This is a genomic window from Flavobacterium sp., assembly GCF_024642105.1.
Classification (GTDB): domain Bacteria; phylum Bacteroidota; class Bacteroidia; order Flavobacteriales; family Flavobacteriaceae; genus Flavobacterium.
Map to the genome: position 1 here is coordinate 35,786 of NZ_JAHEBT010000003.1, position 18,640 is coordinate 54,425.

The window sequence follows — 18,640 nt, forward strand, 5'->3', positions numbered from 1 at the left end:
CACTTTCAATTACTAAAAAAGCAAGAAAACTATCATCAAAAAATTCTTGAACAACCCTTTAACGAGTTTTTAAGCCTTTAATAGAGATTACTTATTTCTTTCCATTTCATAAAATTAACTTAGATGTAAATATCACTATATCAAATAGTTAAACACTTAGCTATATATAATAGGTAACTGATTCTAAAGAAATCAATTCTACAATAGTCCAATTATTTCTTTTCTAACGATTTAAAAAAATCAATATGGAACCAACATTTACTCGTTTGGCTAGACTTTTTGTCTCCCTTTTATTTTTATGTTCTTTAGGGCTTTATTCTCAAATAGGGCCAGGAATAGCTCCTGTAAACTTGCCAAGTGGTGGGTTTACTATTGATGGTTCACTTTTGTCAAATTCAACCAATGGAGATTGGGTGGATGGGACTGGGTCTGGCGGATTTGTTTTAGCTAACTCTGGAACACCCCTAAATACAAAGACTACCTATCATTTGTATGACGAATACGATAGTGGAACAGATAATATTTTTGGAGGTGGAGACAAAGTGAGTGATAATCCCAATTCTATGACCTGGGTTAATGGTACTTCGAACAATAAAACCGATATGAACAATGCGTTGATTCATTTTACAACCGATTCGAATGGCAATGTTTGGTTTGTATTTGCTGCCGATCGTTTAAGCAATAGTGGAAATGCTTATATTGACTTTGAATTTCTTCAAGACCAATTAACTAAAACAGCCACTGGATTTTCAACAACCGCTTCTAATTCAACTGGTGGGCGAACTGAAGGTGATTTTTTACTTACCGTTTATTTTGAAAGCGGTGTTGCAAAATTCGATATTCAGCGTTGGACTCTTGTTAGTGGCGTTTGGCAATACACAACATATTATTCAACTCTACCTGTTAATTCAGTCTATGCCGCAGGAAATTCTAGTATAATTTCTGTACCTTATTCTGCTTTTGGAACTAATAGTTATCCAGAAAACACATTCATAGAATCAGCAGTAAATTTAACCGAAGTACTAAGTGCTATAGATCCTTGTGCTAGCCTAAAAATAAAAACTATTTTTGTTAAGTCAAAAACGTCTACAGCTCCATCAGCCTCTATAAAAGATTTTTTTGAACCACTACCTGTAACTAACCTTACACTAGGAAGTGCTGATGCGGGAGACGATGATACTGTTTGTTCCGGAGGAAGTTACAAACTTCAAGGGGCTGCGGTACCGAGTTCTAACTATTCGGTTGTATCTACAACTTGGTCTGTAATAAGTGGTAATGCTACGATTGATACTCCATCTTCACTAGATTCTTATGTAACAATCAACGGAGGTTCTGCTACATTACGACTTACTGTAGAAACTCATCCATCAAATGGTATTGGAGCACATTGTGTAGTATATGATGAAGTTACTATTACCACAATCCCCTCACCTAGTTGTTTGATTACAGGCACAGATGGTCCAATTTGTCCGTCAACAGAATCCTCCTTTTCAGCACCTTCAAGTGCAAGTTATTTATGGGATATTTCAGGTAATGGAACTATCAGTGGTAGTACTACTTCGCAAACTGTTACTCTAACCACAGGGTCAACTTGTAATGCATCATTTACTTTAACACTAAATACTACTGATGCTAATGGCTGTACCTCTACGTGCACTAAAACTGTTGTTGTAAATGATACTACCGCTCCTATTGTAACAACAAGTTCAGGTGCATTAGATCACAATATCCAATGTAATAACACTGCTGCAATTGCTTCTGCTTTAACTGAAGCTCCAACTGCCACTGATAATTGTTCGACTACCCCAACTATTCATTTGGTGAGTGATGTAACCACTCCAACTACCAATTGTGCCAATGGTTATTCAAGAGTGAGAACCTGGAATTTTTCCGATGGATGTGGCAATACAAGTAGCAATTTTGTACAAACCATCACTGTAATTGATAACACAGCACCTACTTGGACAACTGCTGTTGGTAGTTTAAACACTACTGTTGAATGTAGCGATACACAAGCTTTGGCGGATGCCCAAAATTTATTCCCAATAGCTTCTGATAATTGTGATGCAGACCTAAGTAATATTGTGAAAGTAGCGGGAACATTTGTCGCTTCTGCAACTTGTACCAATGCAGGAACCTATACTAATATGTGGACAGTAACCGATGATTGTGGGAATGTTTCTGAAACGTTTACACAAACAATCAATGTAATTGATACTACTGTTCCTACTTGGACAACTACTGTCGGAAGTTTAAATACTACTGTTGAATGTAGTGATATACAAGCTTTGGCGGATGCCCAAAATTTATTCCCAATAGCCACTGATAATTGTGATGCAGACCTAAGTAACAATGTAAAAGTTTCGGGAACATTTGTGGCTTCTGCAACTTGTACCAATGCAGGAACCTATACTAATATGTGGACAGTAACCGATGATTGTGGGAATGTTTCTGAAACGTTTACACAAACAATCAATGTAATTGATACTACTGTTCCTACTTGGACAACTACTGTCGGAAGTTTAAATACTACTGTTGAATGTAGTGATATACAAGCTTTGGCGGATGCCCAAAATTTATTCCCAATAGCCACTGATAATTGTGATGCAGACCTAAGTAACAATGTAAAAGTTTCGGGAACATTTGTGGCTTCTGCAACTTGTGCCAATGCGGGGACTTATACCAATACGTGGACAGTAACCGATGATTGTGGCAATGTTTCTGAAACGTTTACACAAGTAATCAATGTAATAGATACTACTGTTCCTACTTGGACGACTGCTGTCGGAAGTTTGAACACTACTATTGAATGTAATGATACACAAGCTTTGGCGAATGCTCAAAATCTATTCCCAATAGCTTCTGACAATTGCGATGCAGACCTAAGTAACAATGTAAAAGTTTCGGGAACATTTGTGGCTTCTGCAACTTGCACTAATGCCGGAACCTATACCAATACGTGGACAGTAACCGATGCTTGTGGTAATAGTTCGGAAACGTTTACTCAGGTAATCAATGTAATAGATACTACTGTTCCTACTTGGACAACTGCTGTCGGTAGTTTGAATACTACTGTTGAATGTAATGATACACAAGCTTTGACGAATGCCCAAAATTTATTCCCAATAGCCACTGATAATTGCGATGCAGACCTAAGTAACATTGTAAAAGTAGCGGGAACATTTGTAGCTTCTGCAACTTGTGCCAATGCAGGAACCTACACCAATACGTGGGCAATAACCGATGATTGCGGCAATAGTTCGGAAACATTTACACAAGTAATCAATGTAATTGATAACACAGCGCCTACTTGGACAACTGCTGTCGGTAGTTTAAATACTACTGTTGAATGTAGTGATACACAAGCTTTGGCGAATGCCCAAAATCTATTCCCTGTAGCCACTGACAATTGCGATGCAGACCTAAGTAACATTGTAAAAGTAGCGGGAACATTTGTAGCTTCTGCAACTTGTGCCAATGCCGGAACCTACACTAATACGTGGACAGTAACCGATGCTTGTGGTAATGTTTCTGAAACGTTTAAACAAACAATTACAATTCAAGACACTACTGTACCTGATATAGCAACCAAAGCTACCGATATAATAGTAGAATGTGATGGACAAGGAAATCAAAATGCGATTGCTAATTGGTTAGCTAATAACGGAGGTGCGATTGCTTTTGACAACTGTTCTGAAATAATTTGGACTAATAACTTTAACTCGATTGCAAATGATTGTTCAACTGCTGTGACTGTAGTGTTTACTGCAACTGATACTTGTGGAAACTCAGCTTCTACTTCTGCAACATTTAGTGTTCAGGATAATACCCCTCCTGTGGTACCCGTAGCTCCTACGACTATTACCGTTGGATGTGCATCCGATATTCCTGCGATGATTCCGCTTACAGCAAGAGATAACTGTTCCGGAAATATTACTGTTGAAGGAACGAATAGCATCGAATTAGGCGATTGTGAAAATACGTATACAATCAACCGAACTTGGACTTTTACAGATGCATGTAATAATATTTCTAGTACTTCTCAAATTATACATGTGATAGATACTACCCCTCCAACGATAGCGCCTTTACCAGAGCTATCGACAATAGCTTGCCCAAACACACCTGTATTTACTCAAGCAATTGCAACAGACGAATGTGGCTCTAATGTGAATTTAACTTTTAAAGATGTCAAAACTGAAGGAAGCTGTGCTGGTTCGTATTCAATCACTCGAAATTGGACAGCGACTGATATGTGTGGTAATAGCACAACTGCTTCACAAACTATTAATGTAGAAGACAAAGTTGCTCCTGTAATTGCAAGTTTACCAGAACCAACGACAATAACTTGTCCAAATTCACCTGTATTTGCATTTGCAACAGCGACTGATGAATGCGGCTCTGATTTTAACTTGACTTTTAAAGATGTCAAAACAGAAGGAAGTTGTGCTGGTTCCTATTCGATAACAAGAACTTGGACAGCAACTGATACTTGTGGTAATAGTTCAACTGCTTCACAAACTATTAATGTAGAAGACAAAATTGGACCTATAACTACTAGCGAGTTTAACTCTAATGTTACAGCTAACTGTGATGCAATTCCTGTGAAACCAGAATTAGTTTTTGTAGATGCCTGTTCTGCTATTAACTCAACTATTTTCACAGAAACTATTAGTAACCAAACCACTGATTCTTATATAATCAACAGAAAATGGAGCGTTTCAGACACCTGTGGAAATACTTCAGAATTTATTCAAACTGTGAATGTAACAATTGCTAATAGTTTGATTACACTAACAGGTTCTGTTTGTAATGATGGAGAAACTACAAGCATTGATTTAACTTCTCTATTCCCTACAGGAACTCCAACTACAGGAACTTGGACAGACTTTTCTAATACAGGAAAATTAGAAGGTAATAATTTTAATGCAGCGACTCTTGCAGTAGGAGATTATATTTTCGAATATGCGATTAATGATGCCAATTGCCCTAGAAGTATTAGAATTACGGTAACTGTAACTACAGACTGTGGCGGAATTGTATTGCCTTGTGGAACTATAGTGGTTCACAACGCTTTTTCTCCAAACGGAGATGGTATCAATGAGAAGTTTGTAATTGACAATATTAATGACACCAATTGTTATCCTGATAATACTGTCGAAATATACAACCGATGGGGAGTATTAGTGTATTCAACTAAAGGGTATAACAATACTACTAATGCATTTGATGGCATCTCAATCGGGCAATCAGCTGTAAGTCAATCATCAGGATTACCTGCTGGAACGTATTTTTATATTTTGACGTATACTTCTTTTGACAACAACAATACCATTCAAAATAATAAAAAAGTAGGATATCTATTCCTAACCAAATAATACAAATAATATTCCCTGAGAATTAAATTTTCTGGGATTATAAAAAAATAAATAACGCATTCTATTGAATGATACCATAAAACCGCAATTATGAAAACTCTATTATTTTCTTTCGTTTTAGTATTGACATCGATGCTTAATTATGCTCAACAAGATGCTCAATTTACACAGTATATGTACAATACAATTACTATCAATCCAGCTTATGCAGGATCGAGAGGAGCCTTAAGCATTTTTGCTTTACATCGTACCCAATGGGTTGGCCTTGACGGAGCTCCAGTAACCAATACGTTTTCTATGAATACTCCCCTCAATGAAAGTAATTTAGGATTGGGGATATCAATTGTCAATGACAAAATTGGACCAACACAAGAAAACACAATCTCTGCGGACGTCTCCTATTCTATTCACACTTCGGAGACATTTATACTTTCTTTTGGGATGAAAGCCACAGCTAATTTATTTAGTTTAGATGTAAACAAACTCAATCCTGTAGATAACGACCCTAGTTTACATGACTTTAATAACAAATTTACACCCAATATTGGAGCGGGTATTTATTTGCATTCAGACAAGGCTTATGTGGGATTTTCAGTTCCTAATTTCATTGAAACCAATCGGTATAATGATAACGAGGTAGCTATTTTTAAAGAAAAAATAAACTATTACCTCATGGGTGGATATGTATTTACTATTTCAAATGATATTCAATTTAAACCCGCAGGGTTACTCAAATTAGTTCAAGGTGCACCATTGCAAGCTGACATTTCTGCAAATTTTATGTTCATCGAAAAGCTTACTATTGGTATTGCTTATAGATGGAATGCTGCAATGAGTGGCATGGTAGGATTTCAAATCTCCGAAGGGCTACATATTGGTTATGGCTACGATTTAGAAACTACCAATTTAGATAGATACAATTCAGGATCTCATGAAGTTTTTCTTCGCTATGAATTATTTAAAAACAACACTCGAATGACTACACCAAGATTCTTTTAAAAACTACCATTATGAAAAACCGTACACTACTTTACTTAGCAATAGTAAACTTCGCTTATCTAAAAGGATTTAGTCAAAAAACAACCCTTTTTATTACCGATAAAGTCAATGAAAAATATGCCTATGTTGATGTAACCAATACTTATGAACGCGTCGCAGCAAAAGGATACAAGTCAGTCGATTTATTTAAAAAATTAGGTGATTCCTATTATTTCAATTCCAACTATGAAAAAGCGGCTAAATGGTATGGAGAGTTATTTGCTATGAGAACTCCATTAGAACCCGAATATTATTATCAGTATGCTGATTGCCTACACTGTATTGGCAATACTAAATTAGCGAATGAGGTACTACTTCGATTGAATCAGAAATCAGAAATTGTTCCAATTAAAAAATCTAAAAAAAGAAAATAATTCTTTTAAATACTTCTAAACTATACGATTATGAAAAAGTATTTCACACTCTATATCGCCCTATTGAATCTATTTTCATTCAATAGCTATTCGCAACAATCCCAACTAAAATCAGCGGATAAAAAATATACTAATTTAGCCTATATCGATGCTATAAAAACCTATGAGAGAGTTGCCGAAAAAGGGTACCAATCAGCTGATATGTATAAAAAAATAGGCAACTCGTATTATTTCAACGGCGAGTTAGAATCGGCTGCCAAATGGTACAGTCAACTATTTGCTATGAATACTGATGTAGAACCTGAATATTATTTTCGCTATTCGCAATCGTTACAATCAATTGGTGAAAACCAAAAAGCAAACGAAATGCAGCAATTGTTCCGTCAAAAAATTGGAATTACTGACAAGTCAATGAATTATCTTGACCAAATTAAAGCCAATTCGGGTCGATATCAAATCGAAAATGCTGGGATTAATTCTCAATATTCAGATTATGGCACAGCAAAGTATGGAAATAAAATCGTGTTTGCGACAGCTCGAGACACTGGAAGTTTATCCCACCGAATCCATTCTTGGAACAATCAATATTTCACTAATCTGTATACTTCAGAACTAGCTGAAGATGCAACCTTAAGTAAACCAGAACCCTTTGATGATGCCGTAAAATCAAGATTTCATGAAGCTACCCCTGTTTTTACCAAAGACGGAAAAACAATGTACTTTAGTCGCAATAATTTTCTAAAAGGTAAAAAGGGTAAAAGCCAAGATAAAACTACACTTTTGAAAATATACCGTGCGTATGCTGTAGATGGACTATGGACCAATGTAACCGAATTACCTTTCAACAGTGACCAATTCAGCACAGCACATCCTGCATTAAGTCCTGATGAAAAAACACTCTATTTTGCTTCGAACCGACCAGATTCTTTTGGTGAATCCGATATTTACAAAGTACAGATCAATGAGGACGGAAGTTTTGGAACCCCTATAAACTTAGGCAATAGCATCAATACCATTGGACGAGAAAGTTTCCCTTCGATCACGGAGGAGAATGAAATGTATTTTGCTTCAGACGGGCAACCGGGATTAGGTGGATTTGATATTTTTGTAACCAAAATTAACCCTGACGGAACTTTTACCGACGTTCAAAATGTGGGGGAAAGTGTCAATTCAGCCAAAGATGATTTTGCCTATTTCATCGATACTAAAACTAGAAGAGGTTTTTTTAGCTCCAATAGAAGTGGCGGGCAAGGATCAGACGATATTTATCAATTCTTGGAAACCAAACGACTACGTTGTGAACAAGAATTATACGGAGAAATCACCGATGAGAATTCTAAAGAATTGTTGCCAAATACAACGATTAGTTTGTATAACAAACAATTCGATTTATTAAATACAATTGTATCTGACTCCAAAGGAAATTATTCTCTAAAAGTAGATTGCGATCAAGACTATTACGTCAGAGCCGAAAAAACAGAATACAATACCAAAGAACAAAAAATCAGTATCTCAAAATTGGACGGAAGAACGTACCTACCTATTGCTTTAGAAAAAACAAAATGTAAAGTAACTATAGGTGATGATTTAGGAAAATGTTTTGGTATAAAAAATATTTACTTTGATTTCGACAAATATAATATTCGTGTAGAAGCCGCTATAGATTTAGAAAAAATATTAATTGTTTTAACGGATAATCCAGGTATGAAATTAGACATTCGTTCTCATACTGATAGTAGAGGTACTTTTAAATACAATGAAATTTTATCAGGTAATAGAGCCAAAGCTACTATTCAATGGCTAATTAAAAACGGAGTGAATCCCAATCGCCTAACAGCCAAAGGCTATGGAGAAGCTCAACTAGTGAACCACTGTTCTGATGGAGTTTCTTGTACAGAAGAGGAGCATCAACTAAATAGACGTAGTGAATTTATTATTACTGCTTTATAAAAAAGGGCGAATTTCTAATGAAATTCGCCCTTTTTATAACTATACAGTTCTTTAAATCTTAGCAAAGATATTAGTGTAATATTTTTTTCCGGTAGTTGGATTTTCACGAACGGAAAGCCCAAAATGAGTATAATTACCTTCCAAATTGGCTTTATGTCCTTCACTTGCTAGCCAAGCATCTAAAACAGCTTTTGGAGTAGTATAATTATATGCTACATTTTCGGTAACATATTTAGCACTTAAAGTTTTCATAATATCTTCCGAACGGGCCACAAAATCATTATGATTAACCACATTATTAGCAATCATATAATTATTATGTTCTTCGGCTTTAAAAGAGATATAATCTGACTTAATTAGGGCATTCAAACCAATACTAACTCGGTAATTATTGATTAATGTCAAGGTTTCATTTTCAAAAGTAGTGTACGGATAAGGAACAGAAGTTTGAGAAACGGCCGGTGTTGTAACTGATGCAGGTGCATCTGCAGTACAAGAATTTAGGGTGCCAAGTACAAAAACGAGTACAAGGACACGTAATAAAAATAATTTCATAAAAGTAGGGCAAGCTTAAAGTAGATTGTGGGGCAAACTCCTTTAAAAAATTTAAATTGTTGATGTATTAATTAAGCGGTGCAAATGTACAACATTAATCGACAAAAGTCAAATAAAAACGATTTAAATAGCTAATTTTCAAGTATTTACAAATAAATTCTTACATTAAGGAGACAGTCTGTCTATCTTCCAACTAAAATCAGACTGAGCAATGTATCTAATTCTATCGTGAAGGCGATTAGGTCTACCTTGCCAGAACTCAACTTCCAAAGGAGTAACTAAAAATCCTCCCCAATGTTCTGGTCTTGGAATAACCATGCCTTCAAAATTAGCTTCCAATTGTTTTAAATTTTCTTCTAAATACTCTCTTGAAGGTACCACTTCAGATTGATTCGATACAATAGCTCCTAATTTACTTCCATCTGGTCGAGAAGCAAAATAATTATCCGAAATGATTTCAGACGTTTTCTGAGCAATCCCTTTAATAATCACTTGACGCTCCATACTAGACCAAAAAAACGAAAGACAAACATTAGGATTAGTAGTAATAGCCTTGCCTTTTTCTGAATTATAATTGGTATAAAAAATAAATCCTTCTTCGTTAAATTTCTTCAATAAAACAACTCTCGATTTTGGGAATCCATCCAAACCAATAGTAGCCACCGTCATAGCGTTGACTTCTTCATTGCCTCCAAAGTCCTCTACTTCATGAAACCATCTATTGAACAAATTAATTGGATCTTCTGGAATAGAAGTTTCTAACAATTCACTTTTTTCATAGGATTTTCGGTAATCACTTAAATCTTTCATGGATTATTTTTTTTATGCTTTATTACAATTCAAACGTTTTGCCATCTTCTGCTAAAAGCACTTCTGGAAAAACGGTTTCGGCTTCTTCTTTAAACAATGTTATACTTTCGTATCGAGTCGAATAATGCCCTAAAATTAATTGTTTTACATTGGCTTTCAAAGCAATTCGAGCAGCTTCTTTTGCTGTGGAGTGTAAGGTCTTTTGAGCCAAACCTTCTTCTGATTCTAAAAAAGTGGATTCATGGTACAAAACATCAACGTTTTCAATAATCGGGATGACTGCTTCATAATAAACTGTGTCAGAACAAAAGGCGTAACTTTTGGGGGGAAGGGGATCAAAAGTCAATTCTGAATTGGGAATTATTCTACCATCTTCTAAAGTGATGTCTTTTCCATTTTTTATCTTTTGGTAATAGCAACTCTCAATTTCGTAATTCAAAACTGCATCCATATTCAACTTGCGAGCCCCTGCTTTTTCTTGAAATAAAAAACCATTAGTATATACTCGATGTTTTAGAGGTATGGTTTTAACCAACACTTTTTCGTCTTCAAAAATAGTCTCACTTTCATCCGATTCCAATTCATGAAAATACAAACCGTAATTCGTCCACGAATTAGATAACCTTAATTGCAATAGAATAATTTCTTTGATACCTTTTGGACCATAAATATGTAAATCCGTTGTTCTTCCTAACAAACTAAAAGTTGAAATCAATCCAATCAAACCAAAAAAATGATCACCATGCAAATGAGAAATAAAAACCTGATTGATTTTAGAAAATTTGATTTTGTTTTTCCGAAGCTGTACTTGAGTGCCTTCTCCACAATCAATTAAGAACATTCTGTTATTGATCTCCAATAACTGGGAAGTTGGATTCGTTATCGTTCGAGGGGTAGCGGCATAGCAGCCAAGAATGGTTAGCTTCATTAAAATCCTAAATCACGTTCGATTTCTTCCATTTCAATAATATCGTGGGCTTCTAAATTGGATGGAACCACAACCAGTTGAGATGGAACAGCATTAAAATCAATCCCTTCTGCTACCACAACAAATGATTTTTTTGCTTTTTTATGTTGTTTAGATAAAGGTAACAACAATTTTAAATCAGCAAGAGTAACCGATTTGTTATGAGACAAATCGATAATTAAATTATGAGTATCAAAGGAGGAATTAGATTGTGACACTTTATCTAAAAATGAAGTAAAATCTCCTTGAGTATCTTTTATTGTTATCGTATGTCCTTTTTGATCTACTTTCATAAATTGGATTTTAACAACTGCATAATACAGTTAATTTGAAACGAACTAATTTACGTAATTAGTATGAAATTATTGGATTTTTGAAGCCAAAAGATAAATAACCGCCATTCGGATAGCTACTCCATTTTCTACTTGGTCTAAAATAACCGATTGTTGAGAGTCGGCAACATCACTTGTAATTTCAACTCCACGATTGATAGGTCCTGGGTGCATAATTACAATCTCTTTGTTTAGCGAGTCCAAAAGATTTTTATCTACTCCATATTGCTGCGCATATTCTCTTGTAGAAGGAAAATAATTCACGTCCATACGTTCGTTTTGTACTCGCAACATATTAGCTACATCACACCATTCAAGCGCTTTACGTAGGTTAGACTCAACTGTCACTCCAAGTGATTCGATGTGTTTTGGAATCAATGTTTTTGGTCCACATACCTTTACCTCTGCTCCTTGCATTTGCAAAGCATAGATGTTAGACAAAGCCACACGAGAGTGCAAAATATCGCCCACAATTACTACTTTTTTCCCCGCTACATCACCTAATTTTTCACGTATTGAATAACTATCTAACAAGGCTTGGGTTGGGTGTTCGTGTGCACCATCTCCTGCATTAACAATACTTGCTTTTACATTTTTAGATAAGAAGTAAGCCGCACCTGGATTGGCATGACGCATCACCACCATATCTACTTTCATGGAAAGGATATTATTTACGGTATCGATGAGTGTTTCCCCTTTCTTAACAGAAGACTGTGCTGCCGAAAAACTAATCACATCAGCTGACAATCGTTTTTGGGCTAATTCAAAAGAAAGTTTGGTTCGGGTACTATTTTCAAAAAAGATGTTGGCAATGGTAATGTCTCGTAAAGAAGGAACTTTCTTAATGGGTCTATTGATAACTTCCTTAAAATGATCTGCGGTTTCAAAAATTAAGTCAATATCATTTTTGTTAATGTATTTTATTCCTAATAAATGATTTACGCTTAATTCTTTCATTTTTCTTTACAATTATAATTTTTTAATGATTGACTTTCTACTTAATTGGTAATTAAATATACTCCGTCTTCTCCATCATTTTCTTTCCAACACACTTTTACTTTTTCGTCGTTTATGGCATCTACCTGTCTTCCTCTATAATCAGGCTGAATTGGTAAATTACGGCTAAAACGTCGATCAATTAATACCAATAATTCAATTTCAGAAGGTCTTCCAAAAGATTGAATAGCAGTTAAAGCCGAACGAATACTTCGCCCAGTAAACAACACATCGTCAATAAAAATGACTTTTTTGTTTTCAACTATAAAATTGATATTGGTCTTATTTGCCTCTAACGGTTTTTCGGTTCTTCTGAAATCATCTCTAAAAAAAGTGATGTCCAAATAACCCAAAGTGATCGCTGGTGTTTGGTATTCTTTTTCTAAAATTTCTTTTAAACGTTCTGCCAAGAAAACACCTCTAGGCTGGATTCCAACTAAAATAGTATCCGAGAAATCCAAGTGTTTTTCAATTAATTGACAAGCCAAACGATGCAGTATGATAGTAACTTCTTTTGCAGTAAGTAATACTTTTTGACTCATGGTAAAGTGTAATGTTTGGTTAGGCAAATATACAAATTCTGTTTTATGATTGATAATTAAAAATCACAGAAAAATTAGCTAAAAAAAAGCCTTGAAAATTCAAGGCTTTTTAAACTATTTAAGAATACATTTTCGTTCTTAATTCCTGTACTTTTTCATCATCTAAATAATCATCAAAAGTCATGTAACGGTCAATTGCTCCATTGGGTGTTAACTCCACTACTCTATTACCCACAGTTTGTGCAAACTCATGGTCATGAGTAGTAAATATAACTGAACCTTTAAAGTTTTTTAACGAATTATTGAACGCTGTAATCGACTCCAAATCCAAGTGATTGGTTGGTTCATCTAACATCAAAATATTAGCGCGCTCCATCATCATACGAGACAACATACAACGTACTTTTTCTCCTCCAGATAACACTCGGCTTGTTTTTAATGCTTCTTCTCCTGAGAAAATCATTTTTCCTAAGAAACCTCTAATAAACACTTCGTCTCTTTCTTCTTCCGTTTTTGCCCATTGACGCAACCAATCTACCAAAGTCAAATCATTCTCAAAATACGAATGATTTTCAGCTGGTAAATACGCTTGATTGGTAGTAATTCCCCAATCATAAGTTCCTGAATCCGCTTTTTGATTGCCGTTTAAAATTTCATAAAAAGCAGTCGTAGCACGTGAATCTTTAGAGAAAAGAACAATCTTATCTCCTTTTGCCATATTCAAATCCACTCCTTTGAATAGAACTTCTCCATCAATAGAAGCACTTAAATTTTCTACATTCAGAATTTGGTCTCCCGCTTCACGATCTTGGTCAAAAATAATCGCGGGATAACGACGACTTGACGGTTTAATTTCTGAAATATTCAATTTAGAAATCATCTTTTTACGAGAAGTTGCTTGTTTTGATTTAGCGACATTCGCAGAAAAACGACGAATAAATTCTTCCAATTCTTGTTTCTTTTCCTCTGCTTTTTTGTTTTGTTGCGCACGTTGTTTTGCCGCTAACTGACTTGACTCGTACCAAAACGTATAGTTTCCTGAATAATGGTTGATTTTTCCAAAATCAATATCTGAAATATGCGTACAAACTGCATCCAAAAAGTGACGGTCGTGAGACACCACAATTACCGTATTCTCATAATTAGCCAAGAAATTCTCTAACCAAGCGATGGTTTCAAAATCCAAATCATTGGTAGGCTCATCCATAATCAATACATCAGGATTTCCGAAAAGAGCTTGTGCCAAAAGCACACGAACTTTCATTTTTCCTTCTAAATCTCCCATTACAGTATAATGATTGTCTTCTGTAATACCCAAATTAGAAAGCATAGACGCCGCATCCGAATCAGCATTCCAACCGTTCATTTCCTCAAATTGCACTTGCAACTCTCCTATTCTATCGGCATTAGAATCGTTATAATCTAAGTACAATTCATCCATTTCTTTTTTAACGGCATACAAAACCTTGTTCCCCATCATTACGGTTTCCAAAACCGTAAATTCGTCAAACATATTATGATTTTGGTTCAAAACCGACATACGTTTTCCTGGTTCTAAATGAATGTGTCCCGAAGTGGGATCCATTTCGCCAGAGATGATCTTTAAAAAGGTAGATTTTCCAGCACCATTGGCTCCAATTACACCATAAATATTGCCTTGAGTAAAGGTGGTATTTACTTCGTCGAATAAAATTCGCTTGCCAAATTGAACTGATAGATTATTAACTGATAACATAATGTCTTTAATTTTTTTGCAAAAGTAGCAAAAATCTAAATAGTATTGCGTTTAAATTCTAAGAGCGCAAATGGAATACTAAAATCAATTTTTGTTGTAGTATATATTAGAAGAAAAGCAGTGTTTACAATCAAAAACCATTTATTCTACAATTTTAACAATATTTATTCCAATTTATTTTTTTTTAATTTAAGTAACAAATACTTTTACACTCTTACAGCAATTAATTTTTATAACCAAAAACCAAAACAAAAATGAATTCAGAACAGACTAGAGCAAACAATTCTGCTCTTTCAACCTTAATCACGGTTTTCTTCTTTTGGGGATTTATTGGAGCATCAAACGGTGTTTTTATCCCTTTTTGTAAAGCTAAATTCGGATTAGATCAATTCCAAAGTCAGTTAATTGACTTTGCTTTTTATGGGGCGTATTACATAGGAGCTTTACTCCTTTTTATTTTTAGTAGTGCTGCCAAAAGAGATATATTAAACGGATGGGGATTCAAAAAAGGAATCATTTATGGATTATTGATTAGTACGTTTGGTGCTGCATTAATGATTCTAGCCGTAATTCAAGGGAGTTATTTATTTATTTTAGGCGCTTTATTCATTGTTGCTTTAGGATTCTCTCTACAACAAACTTCGGCACAACCTTTTGCTGCTTCTTTAGGAGAACCTCACACTGCATCTAGCCGATTGAATTTGGCGGGGGGAATTAACTCGTTAGGAACTACTATTGGGCCAATCGTAGTGTCATTTGCACTTTTTGGAGTAATTTCAGGGGTAAGTATTGAAGAATTTGCACAAAAAGCAGACTCGCTAGATTCTATGATTACCTTATACATGGCCGTAGGTGGATTGTTTTTATTGGCAGCCGCCTTATTTCATTTTTCAAAAAAATTACCTGCTGGAAAAAGTGATGACTCTTTTGAAACAGCAAACAAAGCCTTAAAAACACTTATTGCAATTACTGCATTATTAGTGGTTATTTTTGGGTACATTTTTTCTCGTTACGAAGATCCAGAATTTATTACTCGTTTTATTGAAAACAAAGAAGTCGATTATTTAGGATTAGGACTTACTATCTCTACTTTATTAGTGGTTGTAATTGGGCTTTTATTTGCTAATGCTACCGCTCAAAAAAATCCTGAAGGATGGGGCGCTATGAAATACCCTCAATTAGTATTAGGAATGCTTGCTCTATTCTCTTATGTAGGTGTAGAAGTAAGTATTGGTAGTAATTTAGGAGAATTGCTAAAAACAGAAGATTTTGGAGCTATTACAGGTCCAGGACTTGCACCATTTATGTCTATGTATTGGGGAAGTTTAATGATTGGACGTTGGGCTGGAGCTATTTCGGTTTTCAATCCGTCTTCACAAATGAGAAAGATATTGCTTATTGTAGTACCGTATGTAGCTTTTGGTGTTGTATTGACTGCTAATGCTATTTCTGGACAAGATATTACGCCATTGTATGCCTATGCATTTGTAATTGTATTCCAAATTGTTGGTTTCTTCCTAGGTAAAGACCAACCATCAAGAACATTGATGATTTTTGGATTATTGGGAGCAATTGCAATGCTAATTGGTTTACTTACAACTGGAACAATTGCTATTTTTGCTTTTATGAGTGGTGGTTTATTCTTGAGTATTATGTGGCCTTGTATCTTCTCTTTAGGAATTGCGGGCTTAGGAAAATATACTTCTCAAGGAGCTGCATTCTTAGTCATGATGATTTTAGGTGGAGGAATTATTCCACCATTACAGGGTAAATTAGCCGATGTAATTGGAATTCATACTTCGTATTTTATTCCTGTTCTATGTTTTGCATTTATAGCATTCTACGGCTGGAAAGTAATCGGAATTTTAGAAAAACAAGGTATCGGTCACGATATCGAAGTGGGTGGTGGACACTAAAAATACGCAACTAACCAAAACCAAACCTACCTCCAAAGAGCCATCGCTATTTGGAGGTTTTTTTTGAATCATCCCGAAGCTACGGGTTCGTAAATCTAATATCGTAAATCGTATATTAATAAGGCATATACGAAAATATAATTTCTACTCAAAAAGACTTGTTACCCTGAATTCATTTCAGTGGCTAATTTTCGTAAATCTAATATCGTAAATCGTAAATTCAATAACCATATTAAGGAAATATAGTTCTACTCAACAAAAGACTTGTTACCCTGAATTCATTTCAGTGGCTAATTTTCGTAAATCTAATATCGTAAATCGTAAATTCAATAACCATATAAGGAATATAAGGAAATATAAGACTAAACTCCTTTTCATCGTTACATTTTCAAATTGTTACATTTTAAAAATTAAAATAAATTGCTACATTTGAAATACTCTGTAACTGAGTTATAAAAATTAGTTAGCCATGCTCAACAAAAGAGCAAGAAACTGAGCATATAAATAAGTTAACTGCAAGCTTAAAACAAAAATAACATAGACACAATGAAGAAATATCTATCAGCATTTATTTTGTCAATTCTATTTGTAGGACAAACATTTGGACAATCAAAAATGATAGTTGGACAAAAACATACAATTTTTGTTGACATTCCTAAAAATTGGATTCAAGCACAAAATGACCAATTGCCATTTTTTATTAAACCAGACGTGAAGGATGTAAGTAATGAAACTTACATATACGTTTATGGAATTGATTACAATAGCAAGCCCGAATTGAGCGGTTGGGTGAAAGGGAACAATGATAACATATCTGATAAATTTGATGGTGTAAAAATTGACACTTTAAAACAACAATTTGACAACATTAAAGCTAATGATTATTTAACTGGTAACTATTTGACAATTACTTACGACTATCCGAATGGTAGAAATGAAGTTATTTTGGTAATCGAATGTAAATCGACAATTGTGACATCTGTATTATCGACAAAAGACAAGGCTGAACTAAAGAAGCTTTTACCTTCATTTATAGAATTATCAAATACATTAAAAATATTAGGAACGACCTTAAAAGAAGAATAAAGCCAGCAGCTAACACAGCCTTTGCATCAGGCGGACTGACGTACAAACTTGTAGTTTTGTACTCTTGATGAACATTAGTAATAATTTAATACTTTGTAGTCCGAAACCCTCCCGAACGCAAAGCGCCCCAAAACATTAAACTCCAAAACCAAAAAAATCCCATCATTGATGGGATTTTTTTATTTATAAAAGGAAACTATTATTTATTCCCTTTTTCAAAATCAGCTACAAACTGTGCTAATCCAATATCGGTTAATGGATGTTTCAACAATCCGTAGATAGCCGAAAGTGGTCCTGTCATTACATCGGCACCAATTTTAGCACAATTCATAATATGCATCGTATGGCGTACAGAAGCTGCTAAAATTTGAGTTTCAAATCCGTAATTATCATAGATTAAACGAATTTCTTCAATAAGCGCCAATCCATCTGTAGAAACATCATCCAAACGACCAATGAACGGAGAAACATAAGTAGCCCCAGCTTTAGCAGCTAACAATGCTTGTCCTGCAGAAAAAACCAAAGTAACATTCGTTCTAATACCTTTATCCGAAAAATATTTAGCCGCCATCACTCCTTCTTTAGTCATGGGCAATTTTACCACGATTTGTTCGTGTAAATCAGCTAACTCTTCTCCTTCTTTAATCATTCCTTCAAAATCCAAAGCATTCACTTCGGCACTTACATCGCCATCTACCAGGTTGCAAATGTCAACATAGTGTTTCAAGATGTTGTTTTTACCAGTAATTCCTTCTTTTGCCATTAATGACGGATTCGTAGTTACTCCATCCAAAACACCTAAAGCTTGTGCTTCTTTAATCTGAGCTAAATTAGCCGTGTCAATAAAAAATTTCATATGTATCTATTTGTTATGTGTTAGTATTTGGGCGTGACCACAAGGGTCGGGCTTTACGTTGCAATCTCCTTCTTTGAAAAAGGATTTTCACTGCAATCCCTCACG

At 34.9% G+C, this 18,640-nt stretch carries 14 protein-coding genes; 6 read left to right on the top strand and 8 right to left on the bottom strand.

Annotation, left to right across the window (positions count from 1 at the left end; genetic code table 11):
- Positions 1-245: 245 nt before the first annotated feature.
- The 4 genes from Q0L65_RS01565 to Q0L65_RS01580 all read left to right on the top strand — a co-directional run bounded on the left by Q0L65_RS01565 (position 246) and on the right by Q0L65_RS01580 (position 8,740).
- On the top strand, positions 246-5,378 hold the full coding sequence (locus Q0L65_RS01565; RefSeq protein ID WP_296682684.1) for a gliding motility-associated C-terminal domain-containing protein: 5,133 nt from the start codon (positions 246-248) through the stop codon (positions 5,376-5,378).
- Between the two features lie 90 nt (positions 5,379-5,468).
- Positions 5,469-6,377, top strand: a complete 909-nt coding sequence (locus tag Q0L65_RS01570) for a type IX secretion system membrane protein PorP/SprF (RefSeq protein ID WP_296682685.1) — start codon at positions 5,469-5,471, stop codon at positions 6,375-6,377.
- Between the two features lie 11 nt (positions 6,378-6,388).
- A complete protein-coding gene (locus tag Q0L65_RS01575) occupies positions 6,389-6,790 on the top strand; it encodes a flagellar motor protein MotB (protein ID WP_296682688.1) in 402 nt (133 codons plus the stop codon).
- A gap of 30 nt (positions 6,791-6,820) precedes the next feature.
- Positions 6,821-8,740 (top strand): OmpA family protein, encoded by a 1,920-nt coding sequence (locus tag Q0L65_RS01580; RefSeq protein ID WP_296682690.1) that lies wholly within the window; start codon positions 6,821-6,823, stop codon positions 8,738-8,740.
- A gap of 51 nt (positions 8,741-8,791) precedes the next feature.
- Here Q0L65_RS01580 and Q0L65_RS01585 read toward each other — a convergent pair whose 3' ends face one another.
- From Q0L65_RS01585 to Q0L65_RS01615, 7 genes are all read right to left on the bottom strand, one after another.
- The gene (locus Q0L65_RS01585; RefSeq protein ID WP_296682692.1) at positions 8,792-9,295 is read right to left on the bottom strand and encodes a CAP domain-containing protein; all 504 of its coding nucleotides are present in this window, start codon (positions 9,293-9,295) and stop codon (positions 8,792-8,794) included.
- A 165-nt stretch (positions 9,296-9,460) separates the two neighbouring features.
- On the bottom strand, positions 9,461-10,105 hold the full coding sequence (gene pdxH, locus Q0L65_RS01590; RefSeq protein WP_296682694.1) for a pyridoxamine 5'-phosphate oxidase: 645 nt from the start codon (positions 10,103-10,105) through the stop codon (positions 9,461-9,463).
- 22 nt (positions 10,106-10,127) lie between these two features.
- The gene (locus Q0L65_RS01595; RefSeq protein WP_296682696.1) at positions 10,128-11,033 is read right to left on the bottom strand and encodes a ribonuclease Z; all 906 of its coding nucleotides are present in this window, start codon (positions 11,031-11,033) and stop codon (positions 10,128-10,130) included.
- Positions 11,033-11,365 (bottom strand): ribonuclease Z, encoded by a 333-nt coding sequence (locus Q0L65_RS01600; protein WP_296682698.1) that lies wholly within the window; start codon positions 11,363-11,365, stop codon positions 11,033-11,035. The genes Q0L65_RS01595 and Q0L65_RS01600 overlap by 1 nt, the downstream gene beginning before the upstream one ends.
- Before the next feature lie 69 nt (positions 11,366-11,434).
- Positions 11,435-12,361, bottom strand: coding sequence for an aspartate carbamoyltransferase catalytic subunit (locus Q0L65_RS01605; RefSeq protein WP_296682700.1), 927 nt, complete (start codon positions 12,359-12,361; stop codon positions 11,435-11,437).
- 41 nt (positions 12,362-12,402) lie between these two features.
- Positions 12,403-12,942, bottom strand: a complete 540-nt coding sequence (gene pyrR, locus Q0L65_RS01610; RefSeq protein ID WP_296682701.1) for a bifunctional pyr operon transcriptional regulator/uracil phosphoribosyltransferase PyrR — start codon at positions 12,940-12,942, stop codon at positions 12,403-12,405.
- A gap of 118 nt (positions 12,943-13,060) precedes the next feature.
- The gene (locus Q0L65_RS01615) at positions 13,061-14,677 is read right to left on the bottom strand and encodes an ATP-binding cassette domain-containing protein (RefSeq protein ID WP_296682703.1); all 1,617 of its coding nucleotides are present in this window, start codon (positions 14,675-14,677) and stop codon (positions 13,061-13,063) included.
- A gap of 254 nt (positions 14,678-14,931) precedes the next feature.
- Here Q0L65_RS01615 and Q0L65_RS01620 point away from each other — a divergent pair, with 254 nt between their 5' ends.
- Complete coding sequence (locus tag Q0L65_RS01620; protein WP_296682705.1) at positions 14,932-16,593, top strand: MFS transporter; 1,662 nt, start codon at positions 14,932-14,934, stop codon at positions 16,591-16,593.
- A gap of 546 nt (positions 16,594-17,139) precedes the next feature.
- Entirely contained in the window at positions 17,140-17,679 is a 540-nt protein-coding gene (locus Q0L65_RS01625) for a hypothetical protein (protein ID WP_296682706.1), read from the top strand.
- A gap of 199 nt (positions 17,680-17,878) precedes the next feature.
- Here the strand turns inward: Q0L65_RS01625 and fsa are convergent, their stop codons facing one another.
- Positions 17,879-18,535 (bottom strand): fructose-6-phosphate aldolase, encoded by a 657-nt coding sequence (gene fsa / locus Q0L65_RS01630; protein ID WP_296682708.1) that lies wholly within the window; start codon positions 18,533-18,535, stop codon positions 17,879-17,881.
- Positions 18,536-18,640: the final 105 nt, after the last annotated feature.

Bases quoted from the DNA above. Each gene is read 5' to 3' on its own strand.
- Q0L65_RS01605 (WP_296682700.1), bottom strand. From the start codon at position 12,361: ATGAAAGAATTAAGCGTAAATCATTTATTAGGAATAAAATACATTAAC.
- Q0L65_RS01570 (WP_296682685.1), top strand. From the start codon at position 5,469: ATGAAAACTCTATTATTTTCTTTCGTTTTAGTATTGACATCGATGCTT.
- Q0L65_RS01615 (WP_296682703.1), bottom strand. From the start codon at position 14,677: ATGTTATCAGTTAATAATCTATCAGTTCAATTTGGCAAGCGAATTTTA.
- fsa (WP_296682708.1), bottom strand. From the start codon at position 18,535: ATGAAATTTTTTATTGACACGGCTAATTTAGCTCAGATTAAAGAAGCA.
- Q0L65_RS01580 (WP_296682690.1), top strand. From the start codon at position 6,821: ATGAAAAAGTATTTCACACTCTATATCGCCCTATTGAATCTATTTTCA.
- Q0L65_RS01565 (WP_296682684.1), top strand. From the start codon at position 246: ATGGAACCAACATTTACTCGTTTGGCTAGACTTTTTGTCTCCCTTTTA.
- Q0L65_RS01575 (WP_296682688.1), top strand. From the start codon at position 6,389: ATGAAAAACCGTACACTACTTTACTTAGCAATAGTAAACTTCGCTTAT.
- Q0L65_RS01625 (WP_296682706.1), top strand. From the start codon at position 17,140: ATGAAGAAATATCTATCAGCATTTATTTTGTCAATTCTATTTGTAGGA.
- pdxH (WP_296682694.1), bottom strand. From the start codon at position 10,105: ATGAAAGATTTAAGTGATTACCGAAAATCCTATGAAAAAAGTGAATTG.
- pyrR (WP_296682701.1), bottom strand. From the start codon at position 12,942: ATGAGTCAAAAAGTATTACTTACTGCAAAAGAAGTTACTATCATACTG.
- Q0L65_RS01620 (WP_296682705.1), top strand. From the start codon at position 14,932: ATGAATTCAGAACAGACTAGAGCAAACAATTCTGCTCTTTCAACCTTA.
- Q0L65_RS01595 (WP_296682696.1), bottom strand. From the start codon at position 11,033: ATGAAGCTAACCATTCTTGGCTGCTATGCCGCTACCCCTCGAACGATA.
- Q0L65_RS01600 (WP_296682698.1), bottom strand. From the start codon at position 11,365: ATGAAAGTAGATCAAAAAGGACATACGATAACAATAAAAGATACTCAA.
- Q0L65_RS01585 (WP_296682692.1), bottom strand. From the start codon at position 9,295: ATGAAATTATTTTTATTACGTGTCCTTGTACTCGTTTTTGTACTTGGC.